21 protein-coding genes are annotated in these 23,087 nt (G+C 36.2%); 4 read left to right on the forward strand and 17 right to left on the reverse strand.

Going from position 1 to position 23,087, the window contains the following annotated elements; genetic code table 11:
- Positions 1-24: 24 nt before the first annotated feature.
- The 8 genes from DCE79_RS13555 to DCE79_RS13590 form a co-directional block, all read right to left on the reverse strand.
- Positions 25-540, reverse strand: a complete 516-nt coding sequence (locus DCE79_RS13555) for a DUF948 domain-containing protein (protein ID WP_108713571.1) — start codon at positions 538-540, stop codon at positions 25-27.
- 266 nt (positions 541-806) lie between these two features.
- Complete coding sequence (gene murC / locus DCE79_RS13560; protein ID WP_108713572.1) at positions 807-2,120, reverse strand: UDP-N-acetylmuramate--L-alanine ligase; 1,314 nt, start codon at positions 2,118-2,120, stop codon at positions 807-809.
- Between the two features lie 286 nt (positions 2,121-2,406).
- Positions 2,407-5,706, reverse strand: coding sequence for a DNA translocase FtsK (locus DCE79_RS13565; RefSeq protein WP_369916780.1), 3,300 nt, complete (start codon positions 5,704-5,706; stop codon positions 2,407-2,409).
- Between the two features lie 168 nt (positions 5,707-5,874).
- Entirely contained in the window at positions 5,875-6,489 is a 615-nt protein-coding gene (ytpR, locus tag DCE79_RS13570) for a YtpR family tRNA-binding protein (protein WP_108713574.1), read from the reverse strand.
- A complete protein-coding gene (locus tag DCE79_RS13575; RefSeq protein WP_108713575.1) occupies positions 6,486-7,301 on the reverse strand; it encodes a DUF1444 domain-containing protein in 816 nt (271 codons plus the stop codon). Before DCE79_RS13575 ends, ytpR begins: the two co-directional genes overlap by 4 nt.
- Positions 7,302-7,411: 110 nt before the next feature.
- Complete coding sequence (locus DCE79_RS13580) at positions 7,412-7,939, reverse strand: hypothetical protein (protein WP_108713576.1); 528 nt, start codon at positions 7,937-7,939, stop codon at positions 7,412-7,414.
- 73 nt (positions 7,940-8,012) lie between these two features.
- Positions 8,013-8,543, reverse strand: a complete 531-nt coding sequence (locus DCE79_RS13585; RefSeq protein WP_108713577.1) for a DUF84 family protein — start codon at positions 8,541-8,543, stop codon at positions 8,013-8,015.
- Positions 8,544-8,636: 93 nt separating this feature from the next.
- Entirely contained in the window at positions 8,637-9,713 is a 1,077-nt protein-coding gene (locus DCE79_RS13590; RefSeq protein WP_108713578.1) for a M42 family metallopeptidase, read from the reverse strand.
- A gap of 145 nt (positions 9,714-9,858) precedes the next feature.
- Here DCE79_RS13590 and DCE79_RS13595 point away from each other — a divergent pair, with 145 nt between their 5' ends.
- The gene (locus DCE79_RS13595; RefSeq protein WP_108713579.1) at positions 9,859-10,173 is read left to right on the forward strand and encodes a PepSY domain-containing protein; all 315 of its coding nucleotides are present in this window, start codon (positions 9,859-9,861) and stop codon (positions 10,171-10,173) included.
- Between the two features lie 104 nt (positions 10,174-10,277).
- Here the strand turns inward: DCE79_RS13595 and DCE79_RS13600 are convergent, their stop codons facing one another.
- The 6 genes from DCE79_RS13600 to pepV form a co-directional block, all read right to left on the reverse strand.
- Positions 10,278-11,147 carry a YtnP family quorum-quenching lactonase gene (locus DCE79_RS13600; protein WP_108713580.1) on the reverse strand — a complete coding sequence of 290 codons (870 nt, stop codon included), beginning with the start codon at positions 11,145-11,147 and terminating at the stop codon, positions 10,278-10,280.
- Positions 11,148-11,171: 24 nt separating this feature from the next.
- Complete coding sequence (gene trmB / locus DCE79_RS13605; RefSeq protein WP_108713581.1) at positions 11,172-11,822, reverse strand: tRNA (guanosine(46)-N7)-methyltransferase TrmB; 651 nt, start codon at positions 11,820-11,822, stop codon at positions 11,172-11,174.
- A gap of 65 nt (positions 11,823-11,887) precedes the next feature.
- The gene (locus tag DCE79_RS13610) at positions 11,888-12,808 is read right to left on the reverse strand and encodes a diacylglycerol/lipid kinase family protein (protein ID WP_108713582.1); all 921 of its coding nucleotides are present in this window, start codon (positions 12,806-12,808) and stop codon (positions 11,888-11,890) included.
- A gap of 3 nt (positions 12,809-12,811) precedes the next feature.
- Positions 12,812-13,816 carry a nuclease-related domain-containing protein gene (locus DCE79_RS13615; protein ID WP_108713583.1) on the reverse strand — a complete coding sequence of 335 codons (1,005 nt, stop codon included), beginning with the start codon at positions 13,814-13,816 and terminating at the stop codon, positions 12,812-12,814.
- Between the two features lie 170 nt (positions 13,817-13,986).
- Positions 13,987-14,838, reverse strand: a complete 852-nt coding sequence (dat, locus tag DCE79_RS13620) for a D-amino-acid transaminase (RefSeq protein ID WP_108713584.1) — start codon at positions 14,836-14,838, stop codon at positions 13,987-13,989.
- 19 nt (positions 14,839-14,857) lie between these two features.
- Positions 14,858-16,249 carry a dipeptidase PepV gene (pepV, locus tag DCE79_RS13625; RefSeq protein WP_108713585.1) on the reverse strand — a complete coding sequence of 464 codons (1,392 nt, stop codon included), beginning with the start codon at positions 16,247-16,249 and terminating at the stop codon, positions 14,858-14,860.
- 403 nt (positions 16,250-16,652) lie between these two features.
- Between pepV and DCE79_RS13630 the strand changes: the two genes are divergently transcribed.
- Complete coding sequence (locus DCE79_RS13630; RefSeq protein ID WP_008408196.1) at positions 16,653-16,874, forward strand: DeoR family transcriptional regulator; 222 nt, start codon at positions 16,653-16,655, stop codon at positions 16,872-16,874.
- A gap of 219 nt (positions 16,875-17,093) precedes the next feature.
- On the opposite strand, the gene DCE79_RS13635 is transcribed toward DCE79_RS13630, so the two are convergent.
- Both DCE79_RS13635 and DCE79_RS13640 read right to left on the reverse strand, forming a co-directional pair.
- Positions 17,094-17,807 (reverse strand): pseudouridine synthase, encoded by a 714-nt coding sequence (locus tag DCE79_RS13635; protein ID WP_108713586.1) that lies wholly within the window; start codon positions 17,805-17,807, stop codon positions 17,094-17,096.
- A 53-nt stretch (positions 17,808-17,860) separates the two neighbouring features.
- Positions 17,861-19,477, reverse strand: a complete 1,617-nt coding sequence (locus tag DCE79_RS13640; RefSeq protein WP_108713587.1) for a putative polysaccharide biosynthesis protein — start codon at positions 19,475-19,477, stop codon at positions 17,861-17,863.
- Between the two features lie 262 nt (positions 19,478-19,739).
- Between DCE79_RS13640 and DCE79_RS13645 the strand changes: the two genes are divergently transcribed.
- The gene (locus DCE79_RS13645; protein WP_108713588.1) at positions 19,740-20,999 is read left to right on the forward strand and encodes a BaiN/RdsA family NAD(P)/FAD-dependent oxidoreductase; all 1,260 of its coding nucleotides are present in this window, start codon (positions 19,740-19,742) and stop codon (positions 20,997-20,999) included.
- 86 nt (positions 21,000-21,085) lie between these two features.
- Positions 21,086-21,901 carry a cysteine methyltransferase gene (locus DCE79_RS13650; protein WP_108713589.1) on the forward strand — a complete coding sequence of 272 codons (816 nt, stop codon included), beginning with the start codon at positions 21,086-21,088 and terminating at the stop codon, positions 21,899-21,901.
- 42 nt (positions 21,902-21,943) lie between these two features.
- On the opposite strand, the gene DCE79_RS13655 is transcribed toward DCE79_RS13650, so the two are convergent.
- Positions 21,944-22,585: a PAQR family membrane homeostasis protein TrhA gene (locus DCE79_RS13655; protein WP_108713590.1), complete on the reverse strand. Its 642-nt coding sequence runs from the start codon at positions 22,583-22,585 to the stop codon at positions 21,944-21,946.
- Between the last annotated feature and the right edge of the window lie 502 nt (positions 22,586-23,087).

The following is a 23,087-nucleotide window of genomic DNA, read 5'->3' on the forward strand; positions in this document are numbered from 1 at the left end:
TAGCTCCCCCTTAATAATAACTGTTTAGCCTTTATTTCGTTTTAAGAAACCAAATTTCGATTTTGTTTCCATGTTTGGTGGTGTTTCATTTGTATTTGTACTTGTGTAAATCACATCTTCTTGATTGATAGGTTTTCGTTGCTTCCATTGATCTGCAATGCCCATTGCAACATTACTCCATTGAACAACTTGCGCAATTTTATCTTCGTTTTTATGCACTTCTGTTGAAATTGATGATGTGATGCGTTGAACAGAAGCGTTTAAGCTGTTCATCGAATCCCCAACTCCTTTTACTGCATGTACAACAGAATTTAACTTTTCTGATTTATCCGAAATGTCATCTGCTAATGAATTTGTTTTCGTTAAAAGTGTAGTCGTTTCACGCGTGATGCCTTCCATTTGACCTTCAATACCTGCAACTGTTCCTGCGATAGAATTTAATGTATTCTTTAACGAAAACAGTGTCATCCCAATACTTACGCATAACACTAGAAATCCGATTGCTGCAATTAAAGCCGCAATATAAAGTACTACTTCCATTTAATGCCCTCCTCTATCTAGTTCAATTTTAACTATTCGACATAAAATTGTACATTCCTTTTAAAAAATAGAATTACATTTTTGTCCATATTTACATAATTCCCAATCACCATTTGAATAAAACATATTCTCGTATTATGTATTCTTATTTTTAGAAAAACAGCATTCGCGCCAAAATAATGCAAAGTGATGTCTTTTTTATGTCAATTCCCTTGAAAAGTTATCGTTTCTTATTTGCTAAAGAAAAACAGCTTATCCGTTACGGATTAAGCTGTTTCCTCATTATTTAATAATTTTTCAAAAGCATCTTGATATTTATGAATATCACCAGCACCCATGAATAAGAATACTGCATTTTTATGTTTTTTCAGATGGTCAATCGTTTCAAACTGTAAAACTTCACAACCTTCGATTAATGTACTTAAATCTTGAATTGAAAGTTCTCCTTTTTTTTCACGTGCTGATCCGAAAATATCACATAAATACGTAGCATCTGCAGCACTTAAGCTATTCGCAAAATCTTGTAAAAATGCCTTTGTACGAGTGAATGTGTGTGGTTGGAAAATCGCAACTACTTCACGGTCTGGATATTTTTGACGAGCTGATTGTAATGTCGCGGCAATTTCAGTTGGATGATGTGCATAATCATCGACAATGACAACATCTCCAATTTTCGATTCAGTAAAGCGACGTTTCACGCCACCATACGTAGTTAAGCGTTCTTGAATTAAGTTTGCTGGAATTCCTTCATAATGGCAAAGAGAAATAACCGCTAATGAATTTAATACCGTATGATCGCCGAATAATGGAATAAAGAACTTGCTATAAAATTCGTTGCGTACATAAACTTCAAACTCAGTACCTTCTGTTGTTTTTACGATATTACGAGCGGCAAAATCATTTTCTTGTCCAAACCCGTAATATACAACAGGTACGTTTGCTTGAATTCTTTGTAATTGCTCATCGTCACCACATGCGATAATCGCTTTATTTACTTGTAATGCCAACGATTGGAACGCACTATATACGTCCTCAATATCTGTAAAGTAATCTGGGTGATCGAAATCGATATTTGTCATCACCGCATAATCCGGATGATATGCTAAAAAGTGTCGACGGTATTCACAAGCTTCCATAACGAAGTATGAGGCATCAGATTTTCCTGCGCCAGTTCCATCACCGATTAAAAATGATGTCGGCATATAACCGCCAATTACATGACTCATTAAACCTGTTGTTGAGGTTTTACCATGTGCACCTGTAATGGCGATCGATGTATAGCGTTTAATATAATCTCCTAAAAACTTGTGATAGCGAATAATTTCTAAGCCTAATTCACGCGCACGCACTAATTCAGGGTGCTCATCAGGAAATGCATTCCCTGCAATAATTGTTAAGCCTGGTTGTATGTTGTTTTCATCAAATGTAAAAATTTCAATTTTTCGGTCACGCAAAGGTTGCTCAGTAAAATAATATGTGTCGACATCTGAACCTTGCACATACTCTCCAGAATCAAATAAAATCTGTGCAAGCGAACTCATGCCTGAACCTTTAATACCTGTAAAATGATAGCGTGTCATTATTGTTAAAACCCTCCTAGGATGCAAAGACCCCATTGAATTATCAAATCTTATCAATTTCCCACGGTCAACCTAACTTTAGATTCGGTATTGCCTTGTACAAAAAATTCGTCACCAAATTCATGCCGTTTCCGGGGCCATTAACTTCATTCAATAGATAGTAAAAATCTGCTGATTGAGGTAATGAATTATTGATTAAAAGTATGCCTACATTATAGCACTAAATACACGGAACGATAATTGAACAACAATTCTAAAAATTAAAATTGTCTAGTTAATTAGTTCTTTAGTCCCCAAATTGAATAGATAAATCCGCTTCCGTAATGAAAACATCTCTCGGTTTACTACCTTTTGGCTCGGAAACGTAACCTTCTCGCTCTAACATGTCAATTAGTCTTGCCGCACGATTATACCCAATATGATAACGTCGTTGTAATAAAGAAGTTGATGCAGATCCTTGTTCAAATACAAATCGGCATACTTCTTCAAATAATTCATCTTGTTCTTCGGCGGCTTCTGTGCGTTTAAGTAACTCTTCTTGCTTAAATATATATTCAGGCTCTCCTTGTTCACGAACAAATTCAATGATTTCTTCAATTTCATCATCCGTTACGAATGTTCCTTGAATACGAGTTGGTGCGGACATACCATTTCCTAAATATAGCATATCTCCTTTACCAAGCAAGCGTTCTGCGCCTTGCGAATCTAAAATTGTACGTGAATCGATTTGCGATGACACAGAAAATGCGATACGTGTTGGGATATTTGATTTAATAAGTCCTGTAATTACATCTACTGACGGACGTTGTGTTGCTACGATTAAATGGATGCCTGCTGCACGTGCTTTTTGAGTAATTCGGACAATGCTATCCTCTACATCTTGCGGAGACATCATCATTAAATCTGCTAACTCATCAATAACAATTAATAAGTAAGGTAATTTTTGTGCATACATGCCGTTTTCATCACACATTTTATTATACGCTTCGATTTTACGGGCACCGCTATGCATAAATAATTGATAACGTCTTTCCATTTCTTCTACAGCCCATTTTAAAGCGGCTGTTGCTGCCTTTACATCTGTAATTACTGGGCTGACTAAGTGCGGAATGTTATTAAATGGTGCCAATTCAACCATTTTTGGGTCAATTAGCATCAATTTCAATTCATTTGGATCAGACTTATATAATAGACTTACTAAAATAGAGTTAATACACACTGATTTCCCTGAACCCGTTGCACCAGCAATTAACCCATGCGGCATTTTTCGTAAATCAATTGTAACTGGTTTACCCGTTAAATCTAATCCTAAAGCAGCTTCTAATGGCGAATCTGAATTACGGAATGATTCGGAATCGGTAACTTCAGATAAGCGAACCGATCTTGAAATACGATTTGGAATTTCAATCCCAATCGAACGTTTCCCAGGAATTGGTGCATCGATTCGAATGTCTTTTGCCGCAAGTGATAACTTAATATCGTCAGCTAGGTTTCGTACTTTACTTACCTTTGTACCATGTCCTACAGTTATTTCAAATTGTGTTACAGCTGGACCTTGTACGATAGATTCAATTTGTGCCTGAATTTGGAAGTAGGAAAGTGTTTCGACTAAATTTTCACCTTGTTCATCCATCCAGTCACGGTCTTCTACCATTTCCTCTGGAGGTGCTAAATATTCAAGAGGTGGTTTCACATATGGTATTCGTTTTTTCACTGGCTGTTCTGATTCAACAACTGGTAAATCTTCTTGATTAAGCGTTTCTGGTTGTTCAACTAACATTTCAGGAGCTTGTTGTTCCTTCGACTTTTCAGAAACCGATTCAATGACTTGTTCATCCATCACTTCAGTTTCAATCATTGGCAATGGCTCCTGATTTGCTACTACTTCTGCTTGTTCAATTTGTTCAACGACATCCAATGGTTCTACTTCCATTATTTCTTCAACATATGGCTCAGCTTCTTCAATAATTTCCTCGCGTTCTAAAGTTCCTACTGCAACTTCAGATTGTACTGGTTGTTCATCCAATTGTTCCATTACTGGAATATCTGGAGTTTTTTCAGGTGCAGTTATTGTGAATTTTATAGGTTCTTTTTCAACTGATTCCATTTCGACTAGTTGCTCGGTAATTTCAACATCATTTGCTGGATGAGCATTTTCTTCATATAACGTTTCTTCTACTTTTTCAGATGTAAGATGATCATTTTCATGGAATTGCAGTTCATTCGAAGCGTTTACTGTCACTTGTATTGAAGTAATTTCACCTTCTACTTCAATCGGTGACTCCTCTACTGACATCATCGGTTGTTCCGATTGCTCTAATTGCTCATTTACATATTTTTTCGTCAACATTTTCTCTTTATCCGATTTCAGCATGACAACATTAAATGGTATGCGACTACCTGTATTATTAGGTTGTAGCTGCTCAGGTTCATTTTGTTGATCTTGCACGTTTGGTTGCTCTACTTGTGGCATTTGCTCTACGTTCAATTGACCAATATGAATTGTTGAATTTTCAATGGTTACATGCTTTACTTGCACATCATTTAAAATTTCTGCTGGCGTTGGTTCTCTATCAGCCTCTACTGCTTGCGTTTCAAGTTGGATTACTTGACCCTCTTCTACTTCTTTTTCTTGTGCTAAAATAACTGGCGTTTCTACATTTTCAAAATAGGGAGTGGTCATTGCTACTTCAGAATTAACTTCCTCTTCATCTAGTTCAAATGAGATTGGTTCAACAATTGGTTGCGTATCAGCTATGCTCGTTGTCTCTTCCAATTGTTCACTTATTTCCGCTATAGGCTCTATTGGTTCTTGGTGTAACATTATAGTTTCAACTGGCTCTTTATTTTCCTGAATGGAATCGTCAACAAGCTGTTGGCCTGTTAAATGAACAGGTGCATCGACCTCTTGTTCTTTCACACTAGGTTCTTCTTGTATAGAATCATGTTGTTTTTCCATTAATTTTTCAATCGGTGTTGGTTTCATAAATCCATGGACAGGTGAAGGCACTTCCGTTGGCACAAAGCGTTTTCGATTTGCTAATGGATTGATAAACTCTTGATTTACTTTACTCTCTTCACGCATTGGATTTTGCGTTAAAATTTCCTTTTCTTCTTTTGAAACAACGACTTTATGGGAATAATCATTATCACTTCGAATAACATTTGAATACCCACGTCCTTTACGACGACGCTCTAAAAGATCACGAATACCTGAAACTTCCCCTTCATAATTCGGAGCTGGTACTGGTTTTTGTAAGTAATCTGGTAGCTTTAATGTTTCACTTTCTTCCTCATAAAAACGTGTCGAAGTTGGCTCTACTACAGGTCGATTTGGTTCTTCATCATTAAAATCATCTATTAAAGGAAAACGAAATGTTTTATTTTTTTCCTGGGGTACATTGTGAATAGCCGTTGGACGTTCATAATGCTGTTGTAGCTGATTATTATCATTGTCCTCTTGATGGTCTTCGTTATAATACTCTTGCTTATTTTCTTCGTACATTTCATTAGGGTCTTCATTAAATAGTTTATTAAATTTATTTTTTATCCAGCTCATTATCGTCACTTCTTTCTTAAAAAACATTGCCCTACAACTATGAATTTGTAGTGGTCTTTACACATACACATAAATACGTATACCCTCAAAGCATATCATATTTAACCTGCAATTTGCGCATTCGAACAGATGTTTTTCGACATAATAAAAAGTCAGCCAAAGAGACCTAAGCTCCTTGACTGACTTATCTACAAATTAACGAGATGGAATTTCAAATGGACTACCTACAACAGCTGATTCGTCTAAAACTAAAATTCCTTTTACTTCTGGAGCACCAGGAATTGCTAGTTCACGAGCTGAGCAAAGCATACCGAATGAATCTTCACCACGTAAGTTTCCTTCTTTAATTAATAAACCTGATGGCATAACCGCGCCGATTTTGGCCACAACGACTTTTTGACCAGCATCAACATTTGGTGCACCACATACGATTTGTACTGTTTCGTCACCTACGTTTACTTTACATACGCTTAATTTATCTGCATTTGGATGTTTATCTTTTGATTCAACATACCCTACGACAAATTTCGGTGAGAAATCTACTTCTAATGAAATTTCAGCATCATTTGCTTGAATGGCAGCTTCTAATTTTTCTACTAATTCAGGCGTTACTTCAACATTACCTGTAACGTCAAGCTCGATATACTTACTAGCATTAAAAAGGTTGAAGGCTTTTACTTCACCTGTTGCTTCTTCTTTTAAGATGGCTAAATCGCCTACACGTTCCATTTGTGTTTTTACGATTGCTTCCATTGCTAATTGTACTAATAGGACATCTCCTACATGTTCTTTGTTATAAGCTACTTTCATGAATCTTCTTGCTCCTTTTTGACTTTGTTTTTAGCTAAAATAAATATCGGTTCTAAATGACCATTTTCATAAACGAATGACAATGATGTAATCGGTACAGCTCCAACTGTAAAGAAATGCATCGTCATCTGTGCTAATACATCATACCCTACTTCGTTGCGAATATCACCAATAATTAGTACATCTTGATGCGGTACAGATACAGTCATTTCACCTTCAATTTGGCTTTCCATTTCTTTCAAAAAGCTTTCATTTAAAATACGGCTCGCATCATAACCATCATTATGATTTAAAAAGTAATACATATTGCCCGAAACTTCATCACGTTTGACAGAAGTCGGCAATTTTTTGACAGAAAAGCGTGATGCTTCACGTACTTGTTCAGCTGTAACTTTTAATATAGCCAGCATCGATTCATCGATTAAGCGAAATGTCGTGCCTAAATCAAGTGCGTAATAAATACGCGTTTCTGCTGTATGATCCGATACAACAAATGCGTGTCCCTCATTTGATTTTTTTGGAAATGAAGTTGAACGAATTACAGGATAAACATTCACTAAACCATTGAAACCTTCTTTATGCTCACGTTCCATTGCTAAGAAAGTCTGCTCGATTGTATAAATAATTTCATCAATCGCTTTTTCTTTTTTCGATTCATACTTCGTTAAAATTCCCGGTAACGAAATGTCCATACCTCGTCCTAAAACTTTATGATCAAGACGTAATTTATCGTATTTCTCATCGAATGTGAATGTGTAGTTTGCTTCCCCTAATTTTTCTTTAAGCTTTGCAACTAATTGTATGGATTCCATTCAATCACTCCTTTAACTTACAATAGAAAACGGCTCACTAAAGTGAACCGTTTATCGATTGCTTTCATACTGTTTATTGTATCAAAAAAATAGTTGAATTGCCTTGATAACTACTTCTGTTCATCAATTACTCGAACACTTTTTACAACTTTCATCATTTGTTGCAATTTCTCATCGATTTTTTTACCTTCTGAAATAGTCGTAAGCTTCACGCCACCAACATTTACAACAAGTTGGTATTTTTCTTCTGGCTGCCTAACTATTGCTGAAAAGCCAAAAATATCATCTGCTTCATATGTCTTTTCTTGTAGAACTTCACTACTAGGATCTTCTTTTAGAATCGTATAGTGCAATCGGCTTTCCATTGTTTCGTTAGGATTGACGAATAAAATATACGAGTCTTTTCCATCGATTAGTGTGTAATTCGATTTATCAATTCCTTTTTCCATACCATATCCCTTTGGAAGGTATAGCTGTATATTGCCAATTGATTTATTCGATACTGCTGGCTCACTACTAAAAACAGTTTGAGCTTTGCTTATGCCACTTGTTGCCTGCTCTTCCACTGTCAGGCCACAGCCTGCTAAAACAAGGATTACTCCCGTTAATAACAAAGCATGAATCCAAGTTCGATTCATTATTTCCCCTCTCTTCTAACTATTTTTTCATCATAATGTTTTATATTAATAGCAATTAATGTTAATGATTGTTTCATTCGTTAGACTCTTTATTAAATTTAAATAATAGTTGTCCTACTAATAGCTTCACGATGTGCTCAAACATTTCTTGTCGATCAATTAATCCACTTGTAAAAATACCGATTGCCCCTTGATGTTGACGAATGTTTTCAGTATTTGTATAGATGTCCATCACTGGTCCAAGTTCCTTACCTACACGTAACTGTTCGGCAATTACTTCTGGTAAAGCAAATTGTGCACCTGAACTTGAAAAGACTGTACCATCTTTCAATGCAACAGCGCCCCAATTGCAGCAATACATCGTACCGTCAATTTCATCCACGCCACCTTCTAATCCAAATGATAAATCGGCATGCGTTTGCGTTAATGTATTAAGCGCACGATTGATTGCGCCTTTTCTAGTTTCCTCATTTGAAAAGGGTTGAATCGATACGTCCGATGCAACATTAATACTTTCTATTTCTACTTCGGGAAAATATTGTTTAACGATGGCCTCAATTGCTCCAACTTTGGCCTTATTTTTTGTCCCTACTGCAATTTTCATTTCTTCATCTCCCTGTGTTTTCTTCTTTCAAACAAAAAAATACAAGAATGTGCAGGACCACACTCTTGTATTATAAAACAAATTTGGATTTTTTTATACGTTAGCGCGAATTGAATCAATTGTTGATTGATCTGCTGATTGAATTAATTTCACTAATAATTCTTTTGCTGCTGCGTAGTCATCCACATGAATCATTGAAGCCGCTGTATGGATATAGCGAGAACAAATACCGATAACCGCTGAAGGAATACCGTCGTTTTGCGTATGCACGCGACCTGCGTCTGTACCACCTGGTGAAACAAAATATTGATACGGAATATTGTTCGTTTCTGCTGTATCTAAAATAAACTCACGCATACCACGGTGTGTTACCATTGTACGATCAAAAATTCGAAGTAATGGTCCATTACCTAATTGACCAAATTGCGATTTATCTCCAGAAGTATCATTGGCTGGAGAAGCATCTAATGCGAAGAATAGGTCTGGCTTAATCATGTTTGCTGAAACAGCAGCACCGCGTAAACCAACCTCTTCCATTACGTTAGCGCCTGAATATATGTGGCTTTTTACTTCTTTGCCATGTAATTCTTTTAATAATTCTATCGCTAAACCACAGCCGTAACGGTTATCCCAAGCTTTCGCCATAATTTTTTTTGGATTTGCCATTGGTGTGAATGGGCAAACTGGGATAATTGATTGGCCTGGGCGAATGCCTAAGTTCATTGCATCTTCTTTAGAATCCGCGCCGATATCGATTAACATATTTTTAATGTCCATCGGTTTTGAACGCTCAGCATCTGTTAATAGATGAGGAGGAATCGATGCGATAACACCAGGAATCTCGCGGTCTTTTGCATACACCGTCACGCGTTGAGCTAACATAACTTGGTTCCACCAGCCACCAAGTGTTTGGAAGCGAATCATCCCGTTATCTGTGATTGAAGTGACCATAAAAGCAACTTCATCCATATGACCTGCAACTAAAATTTTTGGAGCATTTGCATCTGCTGCTTTACGTACACCAAAGACTCCGCCTAAATTATCTTGAATCATTTCATCTGAATATTTTTCTAATTCTGAACGCATGAAGTTTCTTACTGCACGTTCATTACCTGGAGCACCTGGTAATTCTGTTAATGTTTTAAAAAGTGCTAATGTATCTTGATTCATTTGTGACACCTCAAAATTTAGATTTTTTTTATTATAACATATATTTTGAATAGTATTTCGACTTTCGAACCTTCTATTTTTTTGTACAGTGATTTCGGAGTATGATAAAGTAAGATTAGCCGATATTTTTAAGGGGGATTTCATAATGAACATGAAAGATTTTGCATTAGGCGTAGTAACAGGCGTTGCAGCAGCAATCGTCGTGAAAGAAATGAGTGAACGCGTTTCACCGTATGCATCTCCAAACAATATTTTAAACAGTATTAAAGATGAATTTAGAAAACAAGCACCAATTGATGGTTCATGGATTTATATGAAGACTGAAAACTTTAGCAACGGTTTTACAGAAACACCTGTATATCGTGGCGGTATTTCTCGCACATTGGATGGAGAAATAGAAAACTATGAATTCGCAGCAGATGCACGCTCTGGCGCAATTATAGATATTCAACAAGTTTAAAATACAGAAAACACCTGAAAGCTTCTGCCTTCAGGTGTTTTCATTTTTATTGCGATTGTTTCAACTAACAATCGGTTAGTACCTCCACTGATTGAAGGACCACTTTATAAATTATAAGGAATTAAATTTTGTTTAGAACGCTCTAACTTATCAATAACCTCTTTACCATCAGCACCCCACTGAATCATGCGGTAATAAGCATCATGATAAAAAATAAAGCGATAGCTATTTTCAAGGGCTTCTTTTACTAACTTCTCTTTTGCAAAAATACTTGTCATAGGATAATCATCATACGCAAGCACCCATAACGGATTTTGATGCGCATGTGTTGGCATAATATCTGCCATATGTAGCAACACTTCTCCATTTTGCTCGATGCGTATAACCGAATGACCGTCACTATGACCACCTGTATGAATCATTTTCAAACCTGGCACCACTTCTAGCTCACCTTCAAAGGGCTTCACTAAATGTTGAATCGGCTCCCAGTTTTCTTTCCAATACGTATTTTTGGAGCGGATGTTTGGATTTTGCATTTCATCCCACTCGGTTTTTGTTGTGTAAATAACTGCTTTAGGGAACACTGGTACAAGCTTATCATCTTCCCACTTCGTTAAGCCACCCGCATGATCAAAATGCAGATGCGTCATTAAAATTGCATCGATATCGCTTGGCGTAAGCCCAAGTTCAGCTAAGCTTTTTTCGATTGTTGATTGTTCAGATACCCCAAAATTACGAAGTTGCTTTTCATTTAATTTTCCAGCTCCCACACCAGAATCGATTAAATAATTTTTACCTTCGTATTGAACTAACATTGGCTCACATGGTAGCTCAATTTGATTAAACTCATTGACTGGATATTTGCGTGACCACAGTGCTTTTGGCACTACCCCAAACATTGCCCCGCCATCCAGTGCTGTGATGCCACCATCCAACCAAGTTAAAGTCATGTTGTGAAATACGTAACGATCCATCCCAAATCTCCCCTTCACTACAAACTATTTTGATTTTACAAATTGACATTCTAATCGATAAATCGGCTGACCTAATTTCGAAAATCTCTCTTCGTACTCAGTCATGATGTTATCTTCTGGCATGTTTACATGTAAATCAAGAGATACATATTTTAGTGCCATGCCATATTCATTCATACTTACTAAAGAATATTCAAATAGACCACGGTTATCCGTTTTAAAATGGATTTCGCCGTTATCGACTAAAACATTTTCATAGACTTTCAAGAAACCGCCATGAGTTAAGCGGCGTTTCGCGTGACGCGTTTTTGGCCATGGATCTGAAAAGTTCAAATACACGCGGTTTACGTCACCTTTCGCAAAATATTCTTCTAATTTTGCGCCGTTAATTTTTAATAGACGTAAATTTGCAGGCTTATTGGCCGCTTCAATTTTTTCTAATGCGCAAACGATGACGCTATCAAATAATTCAATACCGATATAGTTAATATCTGGATTTTGTAAAGCCATTCCAATAACGAATTGACCTTTACCCGTACCTACTTCGATATGAACTGGATTGTCGTTACCAAAAACTTCATTCCACTTGCCTTTATAGTTTTCTGGGTTTGGAATAATGACATCTGGATGTGCCCCAATGTATTCTGGTGCCCAAGGTTTATGTTTTAATCTCACTACTATATCCTCATTTCTATTGTGTACATTCCCCATATTATAGCGTAAACAAGAACGTTTTGCTGTTATTTTGCTAATTTCCAACCGTTTCTTTTCGTTGTCAAATAAATTTCGGTATGCTTGTCATTGACCAGTTGCTTTTCACCATCCGCATGTACCGCCATTCGTTCATCGAGAACTAATGTAATGTCTTTACAAGAAAACTGATTAACTTCTTTTAATTTCGTATGCTTAGCAAAAAATACACTACCAAATAGAAATAACAACTTCCACTTCGATAAATTCGAAACTACCGTTACCTCTAACTCCCCGTCTGATGTATTCGAAGTTGGCGATAAATTCATGCCACCGCCAAAATAGGGCTGATTACTAATTGTTGTAAACCATACATTATCCACTACCTTTTGTTGACCATCTTGCGTAACAGTTAAACGGAACGGTTTAAATGTAAAGAGTGCCAAAATAACAAAATAAGGATAACTTAATTTCCCTAACTTGAAACGATTTAATGAATTTTTTAATTTGGATTCATTTGCTGTAATCGCTACTAATGCATCAAAGCCTACACCGAAGTTATTCACAAAAAATTTTGACTGACCGTTAAACTGTGCAATACCGTAATCATGCGACGTAGCATCAATAAATGTGAAAAACTGTTCGATTTGCTTTGCATTTTCAAAAGTTGCAAACCCTCGTTTAAAATCATTACCCGAGCCTGCTGATATTGCTCCAATATACACATTTTCATAAAGTGCTGCACCGTTTACCACTTCATGAATCGTACCATCTCCACCAATTGCGATGAGACATGCTGGATTTTTTTCAGTTGCTTGACCTGCAATTTGCTGTGCGATTTCTACCGTATGACCCGCATACTCTGTCCAATGTACTTCATATGGAATTGTTAATTGTTGTTCGAATTGTAGCCAAATCTTTTTACCGCGTCCATTTCCCGCAGATGGATTAATGATAAAATGTAATTTCAAAAACTAATCTTCCTTCTTTGCCGTATCGGTATTCCAAATATCACGATGGAATGATGTTGTTTGTACATTACTTAACACGGCTTGTGCAGCTCGAATTTGCATATGCTTCATTGGCGATACAGAGTGTTTTAATTGTTGCATCCATTCTGGGAATTTTCGTTTATCAACAAATTGAACACCATACATATTACCTGGATAATCAATATAGCCGTTTCGTGTTAATAAGATTTTGCGGATTGGCATTTCAATTCCATTTTGAACAAATAATTGTTCAATCACTTTTTCCATACGGTTGAGTTGAATAAGTGGACTAAGTACCTTTTTCTCAGCCTTCCCTACTTTTTTTACCCAAAATCGATCACTGTTCGCAATGTAAACAGCTTGATCTTCTTGCTCTAAAACGGTAATACACAGACAATCTGTAGGCGTCATAATCATAATATCTAATTCGATTGGTGCTTTTTTGACACGAATAATTGGAAAGTAAAAAACTAAATAATTGTCTGGTAATGTTTGAAGAATTGCTCGAAGGAATGGATCACGCATATATTTTGGATCGACATATGATCTTTCGCGGAGCGTTGAACTTGCCCATTTCATTTGAAAATGGAAAAATTGATCGATAAACATTTTCTTTAGCTCTTCCATTGTTTTTGGAGCGTACACCATATTTGGTTCAAAAAATAGCGTTGTATCTTCTTCTGGAATGGATTCTTCTATTGCCCAATCATTTGAGATTTTCACTTGTTCAATATCTTCAAATTCTTCTATAATTTCTTCTTTTTCTTTTTTAAACGGAAAGAACTTTTGGAAAATCGACGGCTTTTTATCCTCTTGAATCTCATCTCCTTCTAAGTGTTCCCATTGTTCAATTACTTCTCCGGTTTGCCATTGATGTTTGACGCGTTCCCACTGATTTTGCTTTAAACGTATAAATTGAGTAGGATAGCGCGCTAAATCTATCTGATAGCGTGAAATATAATCTTGTATTTTTAAGAGCTGAGCCATTTTATCTTCTCCCTAAACTAATTCCTAGTTGTCATTAAATTCTATTTTACAGGTTATTAACAAAAAAAAATAGAGAAGGAATTACTGTAAAGTCTCAATTATATACAAAAAGATGTGTTGTACGTAAAAACATACAACACATCTCTTCAAATCTATATGGTTAAATGAGTTTAAGCACGAATCCCTTTAGGAATTTTTGTTTCGAATTGTGCTTGTAATTTACGTGTCCATTCACCTGGTGTTCCGCCGCCAACAATTGTGCCGTCAATATCAATAATTGGTGTCACTTCAGATGTCGTTGAAGAAACAATCGCTTCGTCCATCATAAGGAGTTGCTCTTTAGTAAATGCTTCTTCTTTTACAGACATACCAATTTCCTCAGCACACTTTAGAATCACTTGACGTGTAATTCCATTTAAAATAAAATTATCTGCCGGATGTGTATATAGAACGCCGTCTTTAATACCATAAATGTTAGAAGCTGAGCCTTCCGTTACTGTTTCCGCGCGATGTAAAATCGCTTCATAGCAACCTTTCTCATGTGCTTCTTGCTTCGCTAAAACTGCACCTAGTAAATTTAATGATTTAATATCGCAACGTAACCAACGAATATCCTCAACGAATGTTGCCTTTACGCCGTTTTCAAAATTTTGTACAGGTCGTGGATTTTCTTTTGTATTTCCTGTTAATACAGGCAACACATCATCCCCAGGAAAAATGTGATTACGAGGTGACGTACCGCGTGTGATTTGGAAATAAACATGTCCTGTATCTACTTGATTGGCTTCCACTAATCGATGAATTAATTGATGTAATTTATCTTTCGTATAAGGAATCGTAATTCGAATTTTTTCAGCACTCGCATAAAAACGGTCGATATGTTCTTTAGCTGTAAATAACTCTCCATTGTATACTTTAACAACTTCGTATACACCGTCACCAAACTGATAACCACGGTCTTCTTTATCTACAACGATTTCTTCATCTTTAACGATTTGATCATTTAATAAACTATAGCCCATTTTAACCATCCTTTATGTGTTATTTGCTTGCTAATTTCACGATTGCTTCTGCATAAATAGCAGCTGCTTTCACTAAATTTTCAATTACGACAAATTCATCTGCTTGGTGTGCTACATCAGGTTCTCCTGGGAATAGCATACCGAATGCCACACCTTTTTTCATGACACGCGCGTACGTACCGCCACCTGTAGATAAAGGTTTTGAGAAGTCCCCACTATATTTACGATACACTTCAAGCAATGTTTGAATAAGATCATCTTCTTCACTTACATAGTGTGGTGTCGAATTACCAGCTACATCTAAAGTGACCTGATGATGTTGTAATTCAGCTTGTGCCATTGTGATTTTTTCTTCAAATGGATAAGTTACTGAGTAGCGCATACTCACTTCTATAGAAGCACCATTTTCATCAAAAGTGATAATACCAGGATTTAAAGTAGTTGGTCCTGACATTTCATCTTCAAAGTTTAGTTTCAATGCTGAACCATAATGATCACCCTCAAAAACAGTGACTAAAAAATCAACAAATTGTTTATCTTGTCCGCTCGTTAATACCGTTTGTAAAAACTTCGCTAAGTAAACAGCCGCGTTACGTCCTTTTTCAGGTTCCATTGCATGGGCAGATTTCCCTTTAACCGTAATTAGATGTCCTTCTTCTGCTTCAATAATAGACCCTTCGACGTTATTTTCCAATAGAAATTTCTGAAAATTCCCATTTATATTTGTTTCGACGAATTTCAATTTAGCTACCGCTTCTTCTGGCACCATATTCGTACGTTTACCAGCTTTAAGTGAAACGAGTTGTTCCTTACCAGTTGGTTTTGCACTACTAAATACTAAATGAGCAATCCCTTTTTCCGCATTGATTAATGGGAAATCTGCATCTGGTGCAAAGCCAATCGATGGCATTTCTTCTTTTTCAAAATAACGATCAACACAACGGAAGCCACTTTCTTCATCTGATCCAATAATCATACGTACACGTTTATTTAACTCGATGCCTTCATCTTTAATCATTTTCATCGCTAACCATGCCGCTATCGTTGGTCCTTTATCATCAATAGCTCCTCGACCAATGACTTTACCATCTACAACGCGTCCTTCAAATGGTGGGTAAGTCCATGTTGCAGGATCACCAGTTGGTACAACGTCTACGTGACAAAGTAGGCCAACTAGTTCCTTGCCTTCTCCCATTTCAATATGACCAGCCATATTGTCTACATTTTTCACACGCATTCCTTGCGCTTTGCCTTTTGCTAACATAAAATCTAATGCCGCTCTCGGACCAGGTCCAAATGGCATTTCTGGTGATGTATTTTGTTCATCAAGTACACTTTCAATTTGAATTAGCTGTTGTAATTCCTCTAATAATTCCGATTTTCTTTTTTCTGCGATTTCTAACCAATTCATTTCTTACACCTCTATTTTTTAATATCGTTAATTTTACCCTATAATAGCAAAAATACAATAAAAATCACATCTGTTGCACTGTACCATATCGACTATAAAGTGAAACTTCAATTGTCCTCTTTTCGATTTTCTTAAGACTTGAGGTGGTAATCTTACTGCACGTTAAAGCGGATAAATTTTTAGTATATGAATTTTCAGTAAAATTATGAATAATTCAGTTGAAGTTATGGAAATATACTTAATTTTTCGCTATAATGTATGTGTCGGAACATTCATTCTGACCAAACCTTCAGAAAAGGGGATGTCTAAGGCAAACTAATGAAGCCTAAGTGCACTCCGCACATAACTTGTCGTCCGCTAGTCTTATGCCATGAGAATTTAAGATCGAAGGAGTGGTTTTCAAATGAAACCAACTACTGATAGAATGCTTAATCGTATTAAAGACGTGTATATGTTTATCCTAAACAAAGGAGAAGTGACTACACAGGATTTAGTCGAAGAGTTCAACATCACTCCTCGCACCATTCAAAGAGATTTGAATGTGTTAGCCTTCAATGACTTGGTAATGAGTCCAAGTCGAGGTAAATGGACAACGACGAAGAAAAAAGTAAAAATGACATCTTAGAAACTTTGAAAGCGGCTGATTCTTATTTTGTAAGAAAGGGCATCTATTTGCCCCAAACATAACTTAAGGTGTCATCAGCTCCATACTGTAATAAAATGGATATCATCTCGTAGGTGAATGTCCGCAAAGTCCTTCTAGGTAAGGATTAGAAAGAAAGTTCTACTTTCTTATCGACAAAAAAAGAGAATGCCCTTTTCGTCGGGGGCATTCTCTTTTGTTTTATTTACGTTCTAAAAGTTGCGTTAACTCTTCTTCTGTTAATTCTCGGTATTCCCCTAATTCAAGCTCCTCATCAAGCTGTAAAGGTCCCATTGATAGTCGTTTTAAGTAGGTAACTGTTTTACCAACTGCTTCAAACATACGTTTTACTTGATGGAACTTACCCTCTTGAATCATCAGTTCGATTTCTGACTCTTCACCTGAAGCCAAAATTTTCAGTTCACCTGGTTGTGTATGATACCCATCATCGAGTGTCACACCTTGAGCAAATGCTTCGATATCAACTTCGGTAACAACCCCATCAATTTTTGCATAATACCATTTTGATACATGCTTTTTCGGTGAAAGTAAGTTATGCGCTAAGCTCCCGTCATTTGTGATGAGTAAAAGCCCTTCCGTATCTTTATCTAATCGACCTACTGGGAAAGGCTCAAAATGTTGTATAGATGGGTCTAGTAACTCAATAACCGTTGGATCATATTTATCTTCTGTAGCTGAAATAACACCAGGTGGCTTATTCATCATGACATAAATAAACTCAATGTATTCTACACGCTCGCCAAATACTGAAACATTTTGCTTTTCTGGATTGACATGCATCGCAGAATCTTTTACTTCTACCCCATCCACGGTAACTGCCTTTTGCTTTAATAGAACTTTTACTTCTTTTCGTGAGCCATAACCCATGTTTGCTAATAATTTATCTAAACGCATCTTATCCTCCAATAAAATAGGACGTCTAATACGCAGACGCCCCGTTTTTTATTTTATTTTATCAATTTTAATTTACGTGCAATCTTCCCTAATTTATCTCCGAGTAAAATTTGAGCTAATCCTAATTTATAAGCGACTGCGCCATAAATCGCTCCCCCAACACCTGCGCAAACTACTGCGTATACTAATGCAAGTAACTTCGAAGTAGCTGGTGCAATTGCTGTAAGACCGGTGTGTGTTAACCAAACAACAAGTAACATGACGCCTGTTAATATGAATATTAATAGAATGCGACGTATAACAACTTTTGAGTTATAAGCTGTCACTTTGTTAATGACTAAAACATTAATAACAATCGTTACAAGATAACCAATTGCTGTCGCTAAAATTGCTCCATCCACTGACATGACTTTAATCAGTGGTGTATTTAAAATCGTTTTGACAAATAAACCAAGCAATAAACTAAATACAACCCACTTTTGATAATCGACACCTTGTAAAATCGCTGCTGATACTGTAAATAGCGCAAATAAAACAGCAAGTGGTGCATAGTGACTTAATACTTGCGTACCCATTTCACTATAGGAATAGAAGAAATGATATAAATCTTCTGCTAAAATCGCAATCCCAAACGAAGCTGGTACTGTAATGAATAATAACACTTGATACGTTTTATCCATTGCCGCGTGAACACCGCGAAAATCTTTTTGTGTAAAGTATTTCGTCACAGTTGGAATAATGGCCATTGAGAAGCCTGTTGCTAAAACGACTGGAATCATCACAATTTTTTGTGTTAATAAGTTTAGCATCGTGAAGTACGTATCTGTTATTTTTGCTTCAACACCACCAGCAATCATTGCACGGTTAAATGTTAGCATATCAACAAGTTGGAATAATGAACTTCCAAGACCTACGAATACGACTGGAATCGAGTACTTAAAAATCTCTTTATACATGTTGGAGTAAGGTAGCTGATGCTCTTTTGGTGCAATCACTTGAACCGCTTTAATTTCAGGGCGTAATTTTTTCCAATAATAGAGCAGTGTTACAAGTCCTCCAATTGCACCAATAAATGCAGCAAATACTGATAAATTTACGGCCGTAATTTGATTGCCATCCATAACATTTACTACAACAAACGCGCCACCTAATAAGAAGATGATACGAACAATCTGCTCAATTAATTGCGATATTGAGGTCGGTAAATAATGACCGTAACCTTGCAAATAACCACGTATTAAACTCATAAATGGTACAACGATTAACGCATAACTTACCCACTGAATAACATTTGCAATTTGTTCTACGCTAAATGTTTGCTCATCATCCGCGATAACAATATTCGCAATCGGTGTTGCTAATAAGTTCATTAAAATAAACGCCACAATCCCTGTAAGCGTCATTAAAAGTGCACCTGTTTTGACTAAGCGGCGCCCTGCATCATAATCACCTAATGCATTATATTTCGATACAAACTTCGAAACCGCAATTGGTAATCCCGCAATTGCGATAGATAACATAATGTTATATGGAATATAGGCATAGTTGTATAACCCAATATTCTCTTCACCAACAATTGCATAAAACGGGAAAATATAAACTAATCCTAAAAGCTTCGATAAAAACAATCCGATTGTTAAAATCGCTGTTCCCTTCATTAATGAAGACATGAAAAAACCTACCGTTCTATATAAAAATTCAATAAATATGTTGGATATATCATTCTATTTTCATTGTATCGAATGAATTTTTACAGAATTTAACTTTCTCTAATGACGATTTCCGACAAAAGGAAGTTCCCGTACTTTTCCTTATACAAGTTTACATGTGAAAGACCATTTACTCAAATAGTTTCTTCGTTTCATGTATAATAGGTCATAGAAAAGAACAGCTACTAAGCAAATTTTTGCATAAGAAAGTGAGAAATCATTCATGTTTGATTGTATAGTAATCGGTGGCGGACCATCAGGTTTAATGGCGGCAATCGCAGCAGCCGAGCAAGAAAAGAAAGTTCTACTACTTGAAAAAGGATCGAAGCTTGGTAAAAAGCTTGCGATTTCAGGTGGTGGGCGTTGTAACGTAACGAATCGTTTATCAGCAGATGAAATTATTAAACATATCCCAGGTAATGGCCGTTTTTTATACAGCCCTTTTACGGTGTATAACAATGAAGATATTATCAAATTTTTTGAAGGACTGGGCGTTGCGCTAAAAGAAGAAGACCATGGACGTATGTTCCCTGTTTCAAACCGCGCACAAGACGTGGTCGACGCACTCGAAAAAGAATTAAAACGATTGAATGTTGAAGTGCGTTACCATACAGCAGTCAATAAATTATTAATGGATGATGAAAAGATTTACGGCGTTCGTTTAGAAAGTGGTGAAGAAGTCCGCTCTCAAACAGTCGTAGTAGCAGTGGGGGGAAAAGCAGTTCCTCAAACAGGTTCAACAGGTGATGGTTATCCATGGGCGGAACGTGCGGGACACACAGTAACAACTTTGTTCCCTACTGAAGTTCCCGTAACCTCAAAAGAACCATTCATTCAATCACGTGAATTACAAGGATTAGCATTACGTGATGTAGCCGTTTCAGTACTAAATAAAAAAGGCAAAGTGCTCGTGACCCATCAAATGGATATGCTGTTTACTCACTTTGGCTTAAGCGGTCCAGCTATTTTACGTTGTAGCCAATTTATCGTGAAAGAGCAATTAAAAACAGGAAGCGCTCCCGTACAAGTTCGTATTCAATCTTTAACAGACTATAATGAAGAAACATGCTTCCAAATGCTCAACAAAACGATTAAAGCTGAACCGAAAAAGGCCGTGAAGAACTTATGGAAATCGCTTGTACCAGAACGTTGGTTACTATTCTTACTAGAGCGTGCAGGAATTGATGTTTCATTAACAGGCATCGAGCTTTCACAAGAAAAAATCCGTAATTTTGCACGTGAACTTATAGGATTCACAATGGATGTTCACGGAACACAACCCATTGAGAAAGCCTTTGTTACAGGTGGTGGCGTTTCTGTAAAAGAGATCGAGTCGAAAACGATGGCTTCTAAGAAAAAACTAGGTTTATATTTCTGCGGAGAAATTTTAGATATTCATGGCTATACAGGTGGCTACAATATTACATCTGCATTAGTAACAGGACGTATTGCTGGTATGAGTGCGGGTCAATTTCATGCTTAAGAATTTTCTACTTGAAATACACTAGCACTCCCAATACTTTCCTAGTATCATAATTGTTAGTGTACAATCAGGAGGCTTAAGGCACTATGCATAATCTAGATAATAAACAAACCACGCTCTACTTAGCAGCAGATGAGCAGATGCAAACACATTTAACTTGTAAAAAACTAAAAGATACAAATAAAGAAGAGTTCACGTTTGCAATTTATGCCTTCTGTTATTTTGAACAATCAGAAGGCATGGCTAAAAGTGTACTTTTAAAATTAATTCTAGGCTTAAATAAAACAGGATTAGGGATGACTCTAGCATTAGAATTAGCGAATATCCCGAATATTTTTCCAATGCAAGTAAAACAAATTGTCGAACACATCCAGAAAAGTCCTAGTTTTCTACAAGTTGTTACGAAACAATTAAATGTTCTTGCAGCTACTTCTGACTACGATACATCAGCTCAAGCAAAGCGTGCGAAACAATTTTTTATTGAAAATGCACCAAAGGGAATTACCGCATTTTCAACAAATCGACAAGCAGATCAGCTTATTTGGCTTTATCAAAATGAACAGCTAATTTCAAATATTAGCCCGTTTACGATTGATGAAAAAGGTGGGCACATTTCCTTTTCAGTTCGCATTGGCTTTAAGCATTCCTTTATAATGCAGTGCTATGAAGTAGAATGTATGATGCATCTATTCAATGAGGATGAAAAGATTGGTTATTTCTTTGAACTTTATTTAGATCAAGAAAATTATCATCATCAATTACTTTATAACGCAATGCCCGATCATTTCATGGAAAACAAAGCGTTTTTAAATCAGATTTTACAACTAATGATTAAGCGTAATGATGAACAGTATGATGAGTATTTACAAGATTTAATAGAAAAGTTCACCGCAAGCATATAAAAAGAGTCGATTCCGTTTATGAATGGAATCGACTCTTTTTTCTTATACATATAAATAAATTGCAAGGAACATCATCGCACTACCAGCAACTACGAATACATGCCAAATCGCATGATTGTATGGGATTTTTTTATTTTTATAAAAATACGTTCCGACTGTATAAAACAAGCCACCTGAAAGTAATGTTAAAAAACCAGCCATTGTAATGTGTACTAATAATGGCTTAGCAACAAAAATAATAATCCAGCCCATGCCAATGTAAACAAGTAATGAAAGAATTTTAAATCGATAGACGAAAAATTGCTTTAAGATAATTCCAGCCGCTGCTAAAATCCATTGAATTGCAAAAATTGTCCAACCGAGTTTTCCACCAATAGCAACTAATACAATCGGTGTATACGTTCCAGCAATCAATAAAAAGATTGAACTATGATCCATTTTTTTTAAAAAACCTTTGTGTGTTGGCCATACATGATACATGGTCGAGGCAAAATACAAACAAAACATAGAAATCCCAAAAATAATATAGCTGATCAGTTCAATCGTCGAACTATTTGTTAGTGCTTTATTTGCTAATACTATCGTTGCTGGAATCGTCAGCAATGCCGCAACACCATGTGTCAAACCGTTCCAAAATTCTTCTTTCGCGCTATAACTACTTCGTTCCATCATGATTTGTGTCATACTGTACACCTCTTTCTTATTTTAATTATAAAAAAGAACTGGAAACTGCTACATATCCACTTGTCATAAGTTACATATGATATTTATCATGTTTTAAAGAAAACGCCCATTAGAATCTACATAATATAGGGTGAATAGCATAATAAAATAAAGCTACACCTTATATTTAAAGGTTTTTAGTTTGATTATATATAATCAAACTTTATAATCAAATTTTTTTGTCTAGGGGTACGGCCCACATTTCGGAAATGTTGTACGTTAAGGAATGTTAAGAATATGCACGATTTTATTCAACATCATGATGAACGCAGCCAGCACCAAAACATGTTCAACTTGTTGCTGGGACTAACTTTGTAAAAACGTGCATAAAAGTATGTATAAATAATGTTCCACTAAAAAAGCGAAAAATGTTGATTTAACAACGTTTATCGCTTTTTGGTGTATTTCCAAACTTTTCGTTTGGGAACGTTATTTCTTATAGGGGTCTCGTCAATTTTCCCGT

It is taken from the genome of Lysinibacillus sp. 2017, assembly GCF_003073375.1.
Classification (GTDB): domain Bacteria; phylum Bacillota; class Bacilli; order Bacillales_A; family Planococcaceae; genus Solibacillus.

Excerpts from the sequence above, each read along its gene's own strand:
- DCE79_RS13555 (WP_108713571.1), bottom strand. The coding sequence starts at position 540 with ATGGAAGTAGTACTTTATATTGCGGCTTTAATTGCAGCAATCGGATTT.
- murC (WP_108713572.1), bottom strand. The coding sequence starts at position 2,120 with ATGACACGCTATCATTTTACAGGTATTAAAGGTTCAGGCATGAGTTCG.
- DCE79_RS13565 (WP_369916780.1), bottom strand. The coding sequence starts at position 5,706 with ATGTTTTTTAAGAAAGAAGTGACGATAATGAGCTGGATAAAAAATAAA.
- ytpR (WP_108713574.1), bottom strand. The coding sequence starts at position 6,489 with ATGAAAGTAGCTTATAACAAAGAACATGTAGGAGATGTCCTATTAGTA.
- DCE79_RS13575 (WP_108713575.1), bottom strand. The coding sequence starts at position 7,301 with ATGGAATCCATACAATTAGTTGCAAAGCTTAAAGAAAAATTAGGGGAA.
- DCE79_RS13580 (WP_108713576.1), bottom strand. The coding sequence starts at position 7,939 with ATGAATCGAACTTGGATTCATGCTTTGTTATTAACGGGAGTAATCCTT.
- DCE79_RS13585 (WP_108713577.1), bottom strand. The coding sequence starts at position 8,543 with ATGAAAATTGCAGTAGGGACAAAAAATAAGGCCAAAGTTGGAGCAATT.
- DCE79_RS13590 (WP_108713578.1), bottom strand. The coding sequence starts at position 9,713 with ATGAATCAAGATACATTAGCACTTTTTAAAACATTAACAGAATTACCA.
- DCE79_RS13595 (WP_108713579.1), top strand. The coding sequence starts at position 9,859 with ATGAACATGAAAGATTTTGCATTAGGCGTAGTAACAGGCGTTGCAGCA.
- DCE79_RS13600 (WP_108713580.1), bottom strand. The coding sequence starts at position 11,147 with ATGGATCGTTACGTATTTCACAACATGACTTTAACTTGGTTGGATGGT.
- DCE79_RS13615 (WP_108713583.1), bottom strand. The coding sequence starts at position 13,816 with ATGGCTCAGCTCTTAAAAATACAAGATTATATTTCACGCTATCAGATA.
- dat (WP_108713584.1), bottom strand. The coding sequence starts at position 14,838 with ATGGGCTATAGTTTATTAAATGATCAAATCGTTAAAGATGAAGAAATC.
- pepV (WP_108713585.1), bottom strand. The coding sequence starts at position 16,249 with ATGAATTGGTTAGAAATCGCAGAAAAAAGAAAATCGGAATTATTAGAG.
- DCE79_RS13630 (WP_008408196.1), top strand. The coding sequence starts at position 16,653 with ATGAAACCAACTACTGATAGAATGCTTAATCGTATTAAAGACGTGTAT.
- DCE79_RS13635 (WP_108713586.1), bottom strand. The coding sequence starts at position 17,807 with ATGCGTTTAGATAAATTATTAGCAAACATGGGTTATGGCTCACGAAAA.
- DCE79_RS13640 (WP_108713587.1), bottom strand. The coding sequence starts at position 19,477 with ATGTCTTCATTAATGAAGGGAACAGCGATTTTAACAATCGGATTGTTT.
- DCE79_RS13645 (WP_108713588.1), top strand. The coding sequence starts at position 19,740 with ATGTTTGATTGTATAGTAATCGGTGGCGGACCATCAGGTTTAATGGCG.
- DCE79_RS13650 (WP_108713589.1), top strand. The coding sequence starts at position 21,086 with ATGCATAATCTAGATAATAAACAAACCACGCTCTACTTAGCAGCAGAT.
- DCE79_RS13655 (WP_108713590.1), bottom strand. The coding sequence starts at position 22,585 with ATGACACAAATCATGATGGAACGAAGTAGTTATAGCGCGAAAGAAGAA.